Origin of the sequence: Plantactinospora soyae (genome assembly GCF_014874095.1) — a bacterium.
Classification (GTDB): Bacteria; Actinomycetota; Actinomycetes; order Mycobacteriales; family Micromonosporaceae; genus Plantactinospora; species Plantactinospora soyae.
This window is the reverse complement of record NZ_JADBEB010000001.1, coordinates 8,767,386-8,780,047: the sequence shown is the minus strand read 5'-3', so window position 1 is coordinate 8,780,047 and position 12,662 is coordinate 8,767,386. Positions and strand designations below refer to the sequence as shown.

Here is a 12,662-nt window from a genome sequence, read left to right as displayed (position 1 = left end):
CGAGCGTCGATATTGACAGCGCTCCCTGGATTTGGTGGCCTTGCCGCAACTTGTCGGTAACACCCGGGTAATCCACCCGGCCGTGCCATCCCCGCCCGGAGGCATCATGAACCGTCCCCACCGGCCAGGCCACCGCCTGGTCGCGCTCGCCGCTGCGGCCGCCGCCATCATCGCGGTCACGCTCGCCGCCCCGACCGGTGCGGGCGCCGACCCGCTCGGCGCCGGCAGCTACACCACCGTCCGCCCGGCCGGCGCCGCCGGCCCGTCCGGCTGTGCTGACATCGGCACCAACCCCCGGCGGTACGTCACCGCGAACGCACCGGCCGGAGCCGTCCCGACCAACGACTGGTGGTCGTCGCTGCTGTTCAAGCGCACCGAGTGTGCCTACTCGGTACCGCTGCACGCGCACCCGATGGCGTTCCAACCGGCGGCCGGCGGGCTCGGCGTCGGATACACCACCACGCCCACCGTCTCCGGAACCCCGACCACGGTCGGCGAGTACCACTTTCCGTACAGCACCGAGTTCACCCTCGGGGTGACCGGGCTGAACTCGCCCGACGTCAAGGTGGACGGCTGGTCCGACTGGACCGTCTCGCCGTACTGGTCGGATGGCGCGCGTACGCTGCGGGCCACCATCGGGCACGGACTGCCGTTCGTCTACGCCCAGGTCACCGGGGGCAACGCCCAGCTCGGCTTCGGCGCGACGCCCACGGTCTGGAGCAACAGCGGCGCCCGGATCGGCTTCACGGTACGCGGCCACGACTACGTCGCGTACGCCCCGACGGGTGCGAGCTGGACGGTCACCGGTAACACCGTCACCTCCACACTCGCCGGCCGGGGCTACTTCTCCGTTGCCCTGCTCCCCACCACCGGAAGCACCTCGGCCGCAGACCGGGCCGCCCTGGCCGACAGCTACGGCCGGTACGCCCACGCGCACATCACCGGCACCCGGGTCGACTGGCGCTTCGACCAGGCGAGCAGCACGGTGCACGCGACCTACGGACTGACCACCACCGCCCGGGAGGGCAGCGAACGCAACACCGTCGTCTCGCTCTACCCGCACCAGTGGAAGAACCTGTCCGGCGGTACCCCGATCGCCCAGACGTACGTCTCGCCGCGCGGCCCGCTGCGTACCCTGGTCGGGGTCGGCTCCTTCGGCACCGCGATCCGTTACTCCGGGGTGCTGCCCGAGGTGCCCGCCGTGGCCACCTCCAGCGGCGCGGACCTGGCCACCCTCGGCGGCTACCTGGACCAGGTGGCCACCGGCGACCCGCTGGCCGGCTTCGGCAACGACACCTACTGGACCGGCAAGGGGTTGGGCCGGGCCGCCCGGCTCGCCGAGATCGCCGACCAACTCGGCCGGACCGGCCAGCGGGACCTGCTGCTGAACGCGATCCGGACCCGGCTGACCGACTGGTTCACCGCCTCCTCCGGCGAGACCGGACGGCTGTTCCACTACGACCGGGCCTGGGGGACCCTGGTCGGCTACCCGGCGTCGTACGGGTCGGACCAGGAACTCAACGACCACCACTTCCACTACGGCTACTACATCGCCGCCGCCGCGACCCTGGCCAAGTTCGATCCCGCCTGGGCCGCCACCGACCGGTACGGAAGCATGGTCAACCTGCTGATCCGGGACGCGAACGGCATCGACCGGGCCGATTCGATGTTCCCGTTCCTGCGGGACTTCGACATCTTCGCCGGGCACGACTGGGCCTCCGGGCACGGCTCGTTCGGCGCCGGCAACAACCAGGAGTCCTCCTCGGAGGGGATGAACTTCGCCAGCGCGTTGATCCAGTGGGGACTGGCCACCGGCAACACCGCCGTCCGGGACGCCGGCCTGTTCATCTACACCACCCAGGCACAGGCGATCCAGGAGTACTGGTTCGACTCCGCCAACCAGAACTTCCCGTCCGCGTTCGGGCACAGCACCGTCGGGATGGTCTGGGGCGACGGCGGGGCGTACGCGACCTGGTTCAGCGGCGAGCCGGAGATGATCCAGGGCATCAACATGCTGCCGATCACCGGTGGCTCGCTCTACCTCGGCTACCGGCCGGACTACGTCACGACGAACTGGAACGAACTCGTCACCAACAACGGCGGACCGCCAACGGTCTGGCAGGACGTGCTCTGGTCGTTCCAGGCACTGGCCAACCCCGATTCCGCGCTGGCCAGCTTCCGGGCCAATCCCGGGTACCCGCAGGAGGAGGGGGAGAGCCGGGCACACACCTTCCACTGGCTGCGTAACCTCACGGCGCTGGGCCAGGTCGACACCACGGTCACCGCCAACACCCCGCTCTACGCCGTCTTCAACCGGAGCGGGGCGCGCACGTACGTGGCGTCGAACATCACCCGCAGCCCGGTCACGGTGACCTTCTCCGACGGCCGGACCCTGACCGTGCCGGCGGGCCGTACCGCCACCACCGGGGCGTACACCTGGAGCGGGGGAAGTGCCGGTGGCGGGACGCCGAACCCGACGCCCACCCCCACGCCGACACCCACTCCCACTCCCACGGCGACTCCGACGCCGACCCCGACCGGGCCGCCGACCACCGGTAACCGGCTCTACGTCCGCTCCGGCGGTGCCCTGGCCGGTACGGCGGGCGGCGGCGCGGGCTCGGTCACCGTCGCCGCCGCGAACGGCAACCACGACGGCACCCCGAACAACCCGGTCACGCACCGGGTCTGCGGGCTGACCGGGACGTACACCGGGGGCGGGGCGACGAACTTCGCCCTGCACGTCGACGCCGGGACCGCCGTCGGGGCCGGGGTGCAGGCCCGGATCTCGTACGACTTCACCGGCTCGGGCAGCTACGGCCGGGTGGAGACGTACTCGTACTTCGCCACCGATCCGGTGACCGGTACCGAGGCCTACACACAGGCCGCCGGGGTACGTGCCGTCGCGGGCAGCTTCGCCGCGATGACCGGCGGCTGCGTACGCCTGGAGGTCTGGAACGCGATCGGGTCGGTGCCGACCACGCTGCGGGTCGACGCGACCGCCGTCCAGGGAGCCCAGTCGACCGTCACCGTTCCGTTCACCCTCTCCGGCTGAGCCGACATCCGGTACGGGCTTCCGGGCGCCGGGAGCCCGTACCGGGTCAGTGGTGCCAGGGCAACTCGACCGGCTGACCCTGGTGGCTGCCAACCAGCAGGTCGGCGAGGAGCGGGGCGAGTTCGTACGGGTACACGATCTCGTCGGTCGAGGCCAGCTCGTCGACCGGCCACCACCGGTACCCGGCGTGGCTGCCGCGTTCGAGTGGTTCCATCGCACTGGTGTCGACGACGTGGGTGTCCACCCTGAGGCAGAAAAAGTCGTCCCGGAAGAGTCCTTCGGCCCAACCGAGATTCGCGTACCCGGTCGTCAGTGCCACGGGCTCACCCAGTTCGTCGGGATCGACCAACAGACCGACCTCCTCGTGGAGTTCCCGGGCCGCCGCCTGGCGCAGGGATTCGCCGTCGTCGACGCCACCGCCGGGGACTGCCCAGCAGTGGCCCGCGTCAGGATGCTCGGGATCCAGCAGGCATCGCAGCAACAGGACCCGGCCGGCGGCGTCGAGCAGCAGCACCCGGGCGGCTCGGCGCCGGTACGTCTCGTGGTCGGGGACCGATGTCATCGCTGCCTCAGTTCGTTCCGGCCGGCTCGGTGGCGATGTGTTCGAGTACGGAGCGCAGGACCTTCCACGACTCGTCGTCGCCCGCGTCCCCGCTGTGCGGGCTCCGGAAGCGGCTGACCTCGAATGCGATGTCGGCGAGATGCCAGCGGATGCGGTACAGCTCCAGCACCGGGGCCAGCGGAATCGTGCCGGTCGCGTCGGCGTACGCGCCGAGGACCGAATCGTCGCCCGCACTCAGGATCCACAGGTCGCGTTCGGGCGGTGCCAGCAGGACCGTCTCCCAGTCGATCAGCAGCCAGTCGTCGCCGACCCGCATCACGTTGCCGGGATGTGGCTCCCCGTGGGTGAGGACCGTCCGGGACGGCTCGGTGCGGGCGGTGCTGACGAGTGCGTCGTAGCGGGCGAGCAGCCGCCGGACCGGTGCCGCGTACTCGACGAGCAGGTCCGCGGCGGGCCGGGCGTACGGGCCGAGGCCGTCGACATCTCCAGCGCCGTCCAGGCTCGACTCCAACTCGTCCCGGTGCGCGATGGCGAAGTCGTCCGCCAGGGCGGCAGCGCGGAGTTCCTCCGGAGTCGTGTGCAGGGCGACGACGAGATCGAGTACGGCGTTCCGCTGTGTCGCGGTGGCGAACTCGCCCCACTCGAAGCTCTGCCCCTCGACGTACGGGTAGAGCGACACGCCGAACCGGTCGGAGAGCCGGGCCAGCGGTGCGCCGTCGCGGGTCGGGACGGGGGCCACGACGTACGGGTGGCCGTGCTCCCGGAGCCGCGCGGTGGTGCCCAGGGCGGCACGGAGCCGGTCGAACGGCGTGTCGAGCGGCTCGTCCAGCACGTGCCGCTTGACCTCCAGCTCGTCGACGGTCACGAACCACCGGACCTGTCCGATGTCGACGGCTTCCCAATGGTGGCTGCCGAAGCCGACCGGCCGGTACGCCAGCGCGGCGACGTCGAGCCCCCACTCCTGCCTGAGTGTGGTCCGAAGGGCATCCTCGGGCAGGCCGTCCGGTGGTGTCAGCACCCGTCCACCGTAGGGCTGGGCGTACCTCGGGCAACTCAATTTCGAGCCTGGCCGAGTGATCACACTGGGGCGTTCGGTCATCACGATGTCCCAGTGGGCGGGGTAGCGACACGGCACCGAGCTAGCCGTACGTAGTGCCACGACTCCCGTACGGCTTCAACCCCGTCGGAGTCGACCAGGTAGCCGCGCAGCATCAGGAAGCCCTCACGCGCCGAGGCGCTGCGGGGAACGACTGTGACCCGTAGCCGGAGATCCCCGAGGATTCGGGGCGTCGCGTCGTACGGCTGATAGTGATCACCCTCTGGGGCATACAGGGTGTCGCCTGGCGTCACAGGTTGCCGGACGCGGCGAAACGTCGGTTGACCGGTCGGGTTTCGAGGCGCTCTGGTTGGGCATGCCCAACCGTCCCACCCCCTTTACGACTCGTCAAGGGGAGGCACGTGACGAGTCGTAAAGGGTGGTCCGTCGGAAGGTCTGTCGGTGACCGAGGAAGTGATGGCGATGGCTGAGATTGCCGACTTCCTTGGCATCTCTCGGCAGCGAGCTAACGCCCTGGCGGAGCGGGAGGACTTCCCCGCGCCGATCGCACACCTGACGGTTGGCCGCGTCTGGGCAAGCAAGGATGTTCGAGCGTGGGCCGCCAAGCGCCGTAAGGATCTTGAAGGCGAACACGGCTAACCACACGACGACAGGTGAGGGCCCCAGGGATGTCGCCGGGGCCCTCACCTCCTGTCCTGGTCGGCTGCCGCAACGTCACCCGGGCTGATCGACGCCTCCCTGATCGCCGGGCTCCGAGGGCATGATCGCGGGTACCAGGCGCCCCAGCTTCGTGAGCTGAGCCTGGTCGGGCGGTAGACCGGTAGGCAATCCAGAGGGTTCGCCCTTTTTCAGCAAAAAATTGCACTTCGACGTCAAACATCCGGACTGCAACCCGGCTCCCGGATCCGGCCGTCATCGGGGCGAGGCATCCAGAAGGGAATGGCATGCATGCGCACCGATGGTGAGAACGAGTACCGGGAGTACGTCACCGCGCGGCTGCCCGCCCTGCACCGGACCGCGTACCTGTTGTGCGGGGACGCGCACCGCGCCGACGACATCGTGCAGACCACGATCATCGCCCTGTACCGGCACTGGCGCCGGGCGAGGGCGGCCGACAACATCGACGCGTACGTCCGCCGGATGCTGGTCCGCAAGTACCTCGACGAGCAGCGGGGCCCCTGGGCGCGGGTACGGCTGATGTTCGATCCACCGGATCGTCCGACGGTGCCGAACGGCAGTGTCGAGGACCGGGACGTCCTCAGCGCGCTGCTCGGTGAGCTGCCGGCCGCGCAACGGGCGGTTCTGGTGCTGCGCTTCTACTCCGATCTGTCGGTCGAGGAGGTCGCGGCGGTACTCAGGTGCTCCACCGGCAACGTCAAGAGCCACACCTCCCGAGGGCTGGCGGCGCTCCGGCGTCATCTCGCCGTCGGACAGTCCAGCGCGGCCGGCAACTGATGAAGGAGGCAGACATGTCAACGGAGGAGGAGCAGGGTACGGGCCGGGCGCTTCGTACGATGATGCTCCAGGCGGAGGTGCCACCCGCGCGGACCGATGTCGCGCTGGCCGTACGGCTGGGCCGGCGTGCCGAGCGGCGACGCCGAACCGTCACCGCCGCGACGGCGGCGCTCGCCGTCGTCGGCGTGATCGGAGTGATCGCGACGACGGTGCTCACCCCGGCCGATCGACGGGATCCGCCGGAGCCGGCGGCAGCGAGCCCATTCGCGACATCCGTAACGGATCTGGAGCAGATCGAGGCCCGCATTCCCGACGCGGCCTCGTCGCGGTGCAGCGTCGAGCCGCTCGCCGCGCTGCCCGGTTTCGACTTTACGCAGGCGCTGGTCGCCGACAGCACGGGCCGGTACGTCGTCGGGGGCTCAGCGAGCAAAGCCGACCGACGCTCATCGGCAACGAGAGTGTTGTGGGACAACGGCGTGCCGTCGCGCCTCGTGCGCGATGAACCCGCACCGGATCGTGGCCTCTCGCCGTCGACAATGATGCGGGAGATCGGACCCTGGGGGCCCAGTGGTCCTTCGGGCGCCGTCGGCCGGCAATACCCGGACGGCCAGGCCCGGCAGCTGACGTTGCCGCCCGGCTACGACCACGCTATACCCAGCGCGATCAACGGTCGGGGCGATGTGGTCGGTGTCGCGGCCGGGCAGGACGCCTACAGCGCGCGCGTCCCGGTGATCTGGCCGTCCGGCGGCTATGACGCGCCACGCGTGCTGGACGAGCCCGGGCGGTACGAGGTGGAGGGCGTGACCGGAGACGGTTCCGTGATTGGCACCCTGGTGGACACTCAGGAGATGCGGGTGTGGGGGGCGGACGGCACCACCAGCACCGTGCCGAAGCCCGAGGGCTGGGGGCGGATGTCGCTCTGGGTCGGCAGTGGCGACTGGATCTCCGGCCTGGTCGCCAGGGATCACGACGTGTATCAGCAGCCGAGCGCGACGCTGCGGTGGAACGTTCGTACCGGCAAGTTGTCGATCTTTACCAATCTCGACACCGGGGGCGTCCAGAGGATGGCCGTCAACAGCGAGGGCTGGCTGGCGGTGGCGACCGAGGAATATGGCCCGCTGCTGGTGGCGCCGGACGGCGCGGTCGAGCGGTTGCCGTTGCCGGCTGGAGCCGAGAATGCGCACCTGGTATCGATCAGCGACAACGGCATGGTGACGGGCAACGCACAGGACAGCACGGATAACTATATCGGGGGGGTCACCTGGAAGTGCCGGTGACATAGAACGTGCGGCCGGTCCGTCCTCCGCCACAGAGCCGCCCTCCGCCGTCGAGAATTTGACGGCGGAGGGCGGACCGATTGGTACGGCCGGGCAGGATCAGCCGCTGACCTCGATCTTCAACAGGTCGACCTGACCGAACAGGTCCAGTTCGACGTTGCCGACCCGGGTCGAGTGACCGAAGTTGTTCTGTCCGAAGCGGAGCGGGATCACCGGTATCTCCCGGGCGAGGATCTCCTCGGCCTGCTGGTACTTCTTGATCGCCTCGTCCTGGTTGGGCGCCGCGACACCCTCCTCGACCAGCCGGTCGAACTCCGGGTTGCTGTAGCCGTAGTAGTTCGACGATCCGCCGGTGCTGTAGAGCGGTCCGAGATAGTTCTGCATCGACGGGTAGTCCATCGACCAGCCCAGCCGGAACATCCCGACCGGCGTCTTCTCCTCGACCTTGGTCAGCAGGTCGGCGAACCTCGTCTCGGCCGTGCCGACGCACTCCACCCCGAGATTGTTGGTGAGCTGGTTACAGGTGGCGTCGATCCAGTCCCGGTGCCCACCGTCGCCGTTGTACGAGATCTGCAACCGGTTCGGCCCACCGGCCGCCTGGTACGCCGCCTTCGCCTTCGCCGGATCGAAGACGCACGCCTCGCCGCAGGTGTCCGGCCGGGCCCCGGCCACCGCCGGTGACACGAACGCGCGGGCCGAGGTCTGCGAGTCCTTGAAGATGGTCTTGACGATCTCGTCCCGGTCGATCGCCATCGAGATGGCCTTGCGGACCTCCGGTTTCGCGAACTCCTGCTGGAAGGTCGGGAAGGCCAGGAACTGGAAGGACGACAACGGGCTCTTCTTGAACCGGTCACCGAGATCGCCCGGCGCGCTGGCCAGGTGTTCGGTCGGAATGGTCTTGGTCACGTCGTTGTTTCCGGCGACCAGATCGGCGTAGTCGGCCGTCAATGCCTGGTAGATCTGGAACACCACGCCGCCGATCTTCGGCTTGGTGCCGGGGTGCGCGTCGTACCGCTCGACCTCGATTCTGGAATCGTGCTGCCAGGTCCCCTTCATCTTGAACGGTCCGTTGCCGATCAGCGCTTCCTCGAAGCCGTCCTTCAACACGCCGTCGGAGGCCCAGGCGGCGGCCGGCAGCGGGGAGAAGACGTGGTAGCCGAGCACCGACTCGAACTCCGCGAACGGTCCCGACAGGGTGATGGTGAAGGTCAGCTCGTCGACCTTCTGCAGGCCGGTGAGCTTCTTCGCCTTGGGCTCCGGTGCCTTCTGTGGACCATCACCGTCCGGATCGGTCGACTGGAGGTCGTCGTACCCGTCGATCTGCCCGAAGAAGTACGCCCCGCCGTTGCCGTTCGGCCCGTACGCCGCGTGGTTCCAGGCGTTGATGTAGCTGTCGGCGGTCACCGGCTCGCCATTGTGGAAGGTGTAACCGCCTTTCAGTTTCACCGTCCAGAGTTTGTTGTCCGACGACTCGATCGACTCGGCGGCCACCTCGAACGGCTTCTTCTCCCCGTCGAAGTCGACAAGGGGTGTGAAGAGGGCGGCGATCACCTGTGCCCCGGCGCTCTCGGTGGCGTTCGACGGGATCAGGTGCTGCGGTTCGACCAGACCGATCCGGACGATGCCGTTGCCGTCCGCAGGACTCGGCTCCCCGCCGTCGTCGCTGCACGCCGTGACGGCGAGTACGACGGCGAGTGCCATCGCGCTCCAGGTGACACGTCTGCGCACCGGCATTGAGCCTCCTTCGTGTTCGCGCCGCGACCCTGAACAGGGCGGCGCGACCCTGCCGGGCGTACGGGCGTTCGTCCGGCCGGACCAGGCCATGACCGGCCGGCTCCTGTTCACCAGTTACGAGCCGATCAGGTCATCGCGGCAATGCTTTTGACTGGGTCCAAACCATCCGGAGGGCCGACAACTAGGCGGCGGGGCGACGGCGTTTCGTGATCAGACGAAAGCCGTGGAGGTGGTGATGATCCGGATCTGGTTGGGCCCCGAGGACATCGCCCGAACCCGGATCGCTCCCGCACCCCTGCCGCTGCACGAGGTCTTCGTCAGCCTCGCCGCGCAACGGACCGGAACCGGACCGAAGCCGGTCGGTGGGCCGGAACTTCTCCGCTGGCTGGGCGACCTGCGCGATTCCGGCCCCACCCCGGCCGGCCGGTGGGCGTCCCCGGACCCGAACGGCGAACCGCCGGCCGAGCGTGGGCGCGGGCCGGGCCGTCCGCACTCCGCCAACCTGCTCGCCCCGTTGCCTGAGGACCGCAACCTGGAAGGGGCACTGGAGTGGCTGCTCACCACCTCGGTGGGTCGGGTACGGAGCCTCGCGGCGGCGGTCCGCGCCTACTACGACCGGTGGGTGGCCGATGAGCTGTCGGCCTGGGAGTCGGTCGTCCGGCTCGACGTCAACGAACGCAGCCGGGCCCTGGCCACCGGTGGGGTGGAGGCACTGCTCGCCCTGCTCGACCCCTGGGCGACCTGGCGGAATCCGGTGCTCAGTGTCGGCTCCACCGTCGAGGTCGACCTGCGGCCGGGCGGCGCCGGACTGTTGCTGGTGCCGTCGGTCTTCGCCCGCCACCTGTGGGTGGGCGGCCAACCCGAGTCGGTCGTCCTGGTCTACCCGGTCCGGCGCCCCCGCCCCGCTGAGCACCGCACCGCAGGGCACCGGCCGGTACCGGCGTACGCCCTCGGGGTCGCCGCGGCCTCCGGCGATCCGCTCACCGCGCTGCTCGGCCGGTCCCGGGCCGCGGTGCTCCGCGCCGCACTGGTCGGCGCGAACACCACCGACCTGGCCCGGCGGGCCGGGATCAGCATGCCGTCGGCGTCACAGCACGCCAGCGTGCTGCGTGACGCCGGGCTGTTGCGGACGACCAGGCACGGCAAGGCGGCCCATCACACGCTCACCCCGCTGGCCCGCGCCCTGCTCACCGGAAACGACGCGGTCAGCCGGCGGTGACCGGGCCGCCGACCGGCGGCGCCGCCGGCCCGGGACGTACGGTCAGTGCCGCCGTGCCCCGGTCGGCCAGAGCACGGTGACCGGCAGGTGGCGCGAGTGCGCGGCCCGGACGACGTCCGCCGTGTCGCCGATGTCGGCCGACGGCAGGCCGTCCCAGACCGCGAACAGCTGCTCGCAGCGGTGCAGCATCTCCATGCTCGCCGCCAGGTACGCCTCCCGACCGGACTCCGCGAACGGCATGTACGACACCGCGCTCGCCCGGCGCAGCAACTCGTCGAAGGCCGCCCGGTTGTGTGCCTCGACCGCCCGCCGCCGGTAGTCCCGAGCCGGGATGACCGCCTCGTACCTGCCGCCACAGGCGAGGACCGCCCGGGCGAAGAGCTGGTCGGCGCCGTCGGCGAGACAGGTGATCCCGAGCAGGTCCGGGCCGGCGTACCGCTGTAGCTCCTCGGTCAACCGGGCGTAGACCAGCTCCGCGGTTCCGTCGGCGAGCACTACATGCCCAGTGACACCGATGCGGGCCATCGAGCACCGTCCGTTCGTCGTTACGCCTGCCCGACCCGGACGATCCTGAAGCCGGCGTCGGCCAGGATGCCCGGCAACTGCCGGACCGCCTCGTGGTTACGCTCCCGTAGATCCTCCCGTAGATCTTCCCAGGGGCTCAACGCCGGGTGCAGGCGGCGTGCGTCGTCGCGGTCGGCGGCGTACTGCCAGCCGTGGGCCTGCTGCGCCGCCAGCCAGCGCTGGTGCTCCAGGATCGCCAGCCGTTCGATCTCCGGCTCCGCCAGGGCGTGTTCGTCGCCCGGCCCGACCCGGGGTGACAGGGCACAGCCCAGCTCGCGCAGCTTGCGTCCGATGTCCTTTGCCTGTTCCCGGTTGGCCCGCCGCAGCGGCTCCGAGAGTTCCTCCCACGGCACCAGCGACGGGTTGGTACCGGGCTGCTCGCCATGCCGGCGGCGGGCCACCACGTAGCTCTCGTGGATCACCCGCGCCAACCGTTCGACCAGGTCGTCCCCGATCAGCGCCGGGTCACACGCGGCGTGCACCACGCCGTAGAGCCGGAGTGCCCCGGAGAGGTCGTCGAGGACGCCGATCCCCTGTCCGCTGCCGAACGCCTCCTGCAGGTTGGCCAGCCGGTCCAACCGGACGACCATCGAGCCGGGACCCCCGTGCCACAGCTGCTCGGCGGTCAGCGCGGTCTTGAGCGCCTGCTCCTCGTCGTCGTAACAGATGAAGACCCGGTCCGGCGGCAGCGGGAAGCCGATCCGGGGCAGCCGCTGGGGCAGGTCGGTGAGCCCACCGTCGAGCGGAATGATCCGGCAGACCCGGGCCAGGAACGGATAGCGGTGGGTCAGCTGGGCGGCCACCTCGGTCGCCGACTCGTCGACCAGGGCCAGCGGGATCATCCGGGCGCCGTGCGGGTCGCGTACCCGCCAGCGACGGGCCAGCTCGACCAGCACCGCCCGGCCGAACGCGGTGGCGCCGAGGATCACCACCCGGGGTGGCCGGCCGGCCACGGCGATCAGCGGTTCCTCGGTGAGCAGCTTCCGGGCGGCCAGGTCGTCGATGTTGAAGAAGTCCAGCCGAGCGCCGGGCTGCCGGGCCAGCCCGAGATGCCGGGCCTGTAGGGCGAGGCAGAGTTCGGGGTCGCTGACCTGGGCGTAGACGGACAGCGGGGAGCGGCCGTGCCGGGCCGCCGCCAGTCCGATCGCCGCGTTGGTGGCGCTGTCGTCGGTGCAGGCGTAGACGGCCCGGGCCCGGCTGATCCCCGCACCGTGCAGCACGCTGGGATCCCGGGCGGCCCGGGCCACCCCGCCGCCCCCGGACACCGTCGCGACGTCCGAGCGTACGGTCACCACCCGCCGGCCGGCGGCCCGGAGCCGGCGGGTCAGGGTGTCCGCCACCAGGCCGTCCCCGCAGACGATCACGTGCCCGCGCGCGTTCCGGTCCCGCAGCCGCCGCAGTTCGGTGGCGAACAGCAGCCGGCAGGCTTCCACCACGGCGTACGCGGTGACGGCCGGCGCCGCGAACCGGGCGATGTCCAGCAGCGGGGGAAACGGTCCCCCTCCGTCCAGTGGCGGGGCGCCGAGTACGAAGAGCTGGAGGTCGTAGTAGAACAGGTCGAACGGGGTGTGGCCGTACTCGGTGGAGCTGGACAGGTGCTGATGGAGCCCGACGTAGCCGCAGACGAAGGCGACCACCCCGGCGAGCGCGAAGGTCAGCCTGAGCACGCTCTTGGTCGGAGCCCGGGGCGGCTCGCCGAGGTTGCTTTCTGGCACGGACGCCTCCCCTGCCCTTCAAGCTGG

General features: G+C 70.3%; 10 protein-coding genes. 5 read left to right on the top strand and 5 right to left on the bottom strand.

Annotation, left to right across the window (positions count from 1 at the left end; translation table 11 throughout):
- Positions 1 to 106: 106 nt before the first annotated feature.
- The gene (locus H4W31_RS38205) at positions 107 to 3,052 is read left to right on the top strand and encodes a glycosyl hydrolase (protein WP_192771053.1); all 2,946 of its coding nucleotides are present in this window, start codon (positions 107 to 109) and stop codon (positions 3,050 to 3,052) included.
- Positions 3,053 to 3,098: 46 nt separating this feature from the next.
- Here H4W31_RS38205 and H4W31_RS38200 read toward each other — a convergent pair whose 3' ends face one another.
- Both H4W31_RS38200 and H4W31_RS38195 read right to left on the bottom strand, forming a co-directional pair.
- Complete coding sequence (locus H4W31_RS38200; protein WP_192771052.1) at positions 3,099 to 3,614, bottom strand: NUDIX hydrolase; 516 nt, start codon at positions 3,612 to 3,614, stop codon at positions 3,099 to 3,101.
- Between the two features lie 7 nt (positions 3,615 to 3,621).
- Positions 3,622 to 4,632, bottom strand: a complete 1,011-nt coding sequence (locus H4W31_RS38195; RefSeq protein WP_192771051.1) for a phosphotransferase — start codon at positions 4,630 to 4,632, stop codon at positions 3,622 to 3,624.
- A 480-nt stretch (positions 4,633 to 5,112) separates the two neighbouring features.
- On the opposite strand from H4W31_RS38195, the gene H4W31_RS38190 reads away from it, so the two are divergent.
- From H4W31_RS38190 to H4W31_RS38180, 3 genes are all read left to right on the top strand, one after another.
- The gene (locus tag H4W31_RS38190) at positions 5,113 to 5,310 is read left to right on the top strand and encodes a helix-turn-helix transcriptional regulator (RefSeq protein ID WP_318783643.1); all 198 of its coding nucleotides are present in this window, start codon (positions 5,113 to 5,115) and stop codon (positions 5,308 to 5,310) included.
- Positions 5,311 to 5,619: 309 nt separating this feature from the next.
- The gene (locus H4W31_RS38185) at positions 5,620 to 6,126 is read left to right on the top strand and encodes a SigE family RNA polymerase sigma factor (protein ID WP_192771050.1); all 507 of its coding nucleotides are present in this window, start codon (positions 5,620 to 5,622) and stop codon (positions 6,124 to 6,126) included.
- 59 nt (positions 6,127 to 6,185) lie between these two features.
- Positions 6,186 to 7,403, top strand: a complete 1,218-nt coding sequence (locus H4W31_RS38180) for a hypothetical protein (RefSeq protein WP_192771049.1) — start codon at positions 6,186 to 6,188, stop codon at positions 7,401 to 7,403.
- A 99-nt stretch (positions 7,404 to 7,502) separates the two neighbouring features.
- Here the strand turns inward: H4W31_RS38180 and H4W31_RS38175 are convergent, their stop codons facing one another.
- Positions 7,503 to 9,137 carry a peptide ABC transporter substrate-binding protein gene (locus tag H4W31_RS38175; protein ID WP_192771048.1) on the bottom strand — a complete coding sequence of 545 codons (1,635 nt, stop codon included), beginning with the start codon at positions 9,135 to 9,137 and terminating at the stop codon, positions 7,503 to 7,505.
- 235 nt (positions 9,138 to 9,372) lie between these two features.
- Here H4W31_RS38175 and H4W31_RS38170 point away from each other — a divergent pair, with 235 nt between their 5' ends.
- A complete protein-coding gene (locus H4W31_RS38170) occupies positions 9,373 to 10,356 on the top strand; it encodes an ArsR/SmtB family transcription factor (protein WP_192771047.1) in 984 nt (327 codons plus the stop codon).
- A 42-nt stretch (positions 10,357 to 10,398) separates the two neighbouring features.
- On the opposite strand, the gene H4W31_RS38165 is transcribed toward H4W31_RS38170, so the two are convergent.
- A complete protein-coding gene (locus H4W31_RS38165; protein WP_192771046.1) occupies positions 10,399 to 10,881 on the bottom strand; it encodes a hypothetical protein in 483 nt (160 codons plus the stop codon).
- Between the two features lie 20 nt (positions 10,882 to 10,901).
- Positions 10,902 to 12,635 carry a RyR domain-containing protein gene (locus H4W31_RS38160; protein WP_192771045.1) on the bottom strand — a complete coding sequence of 578 codons (1,734 nt, stop codon included), beginning with the start codon at positions 12,633 to 12,635 and terminating at the stop codon, positions 10,902 to 10,904.
- Positions 12,636 to 12,662: the final 27 nt, after the last annotated feature.

Coding starts and splice junctions, on each gene's coding strand:
- H4W31_RS38205 (WP_192771053.1), top strand. CDS start 107: ATGAACCGTCCCCACCGGCCAGGCCACCGCCTGGTCGCGCTCGCCGCT.
- H4W31_RS38200 (WP_192771052.1), bottom strand. CDS start 3,614: ATGACATCGGTCCCCGACCACGAGACGTACCGGCGCCGAGCCGCCCGG.
- H4W31_RS38185 (WP_192771050.1), top strand. CDS start 5,620: ATGCGCACCGATGGTGAGAACGAGTACCGGGAGTACGTCACCGCGCGG.
- H4W31_RS38180 (WP_192771049.1), top strand. CDS start 6,186: ATGATGCTCCAGGCGGAGGTGCCACCCGCGCGGACCGATGTCGCGCTG.
- H4W31_RS38175 (WP_192771048.1), bottom strand. CDS start 9,137: ATGCCGGTGCGCAGACGTGTCACCTGGAGCGCGATGGCACTCGCCGTC.
- H4W31_RS38170 (WP_192771047.1), top strand. CDS start 9,373: ATGATCCGGATCTGGTTGGGCCCCGAGGACATCGCCCGAACCCGGATC.
- H4W31_RS38165 (WP_192771046.1), bottom strand. CDS start 10,881: ATGGCCCGCATCGGTGTCACTGGGCATGTAGTGCTCGCCGACGGAACC.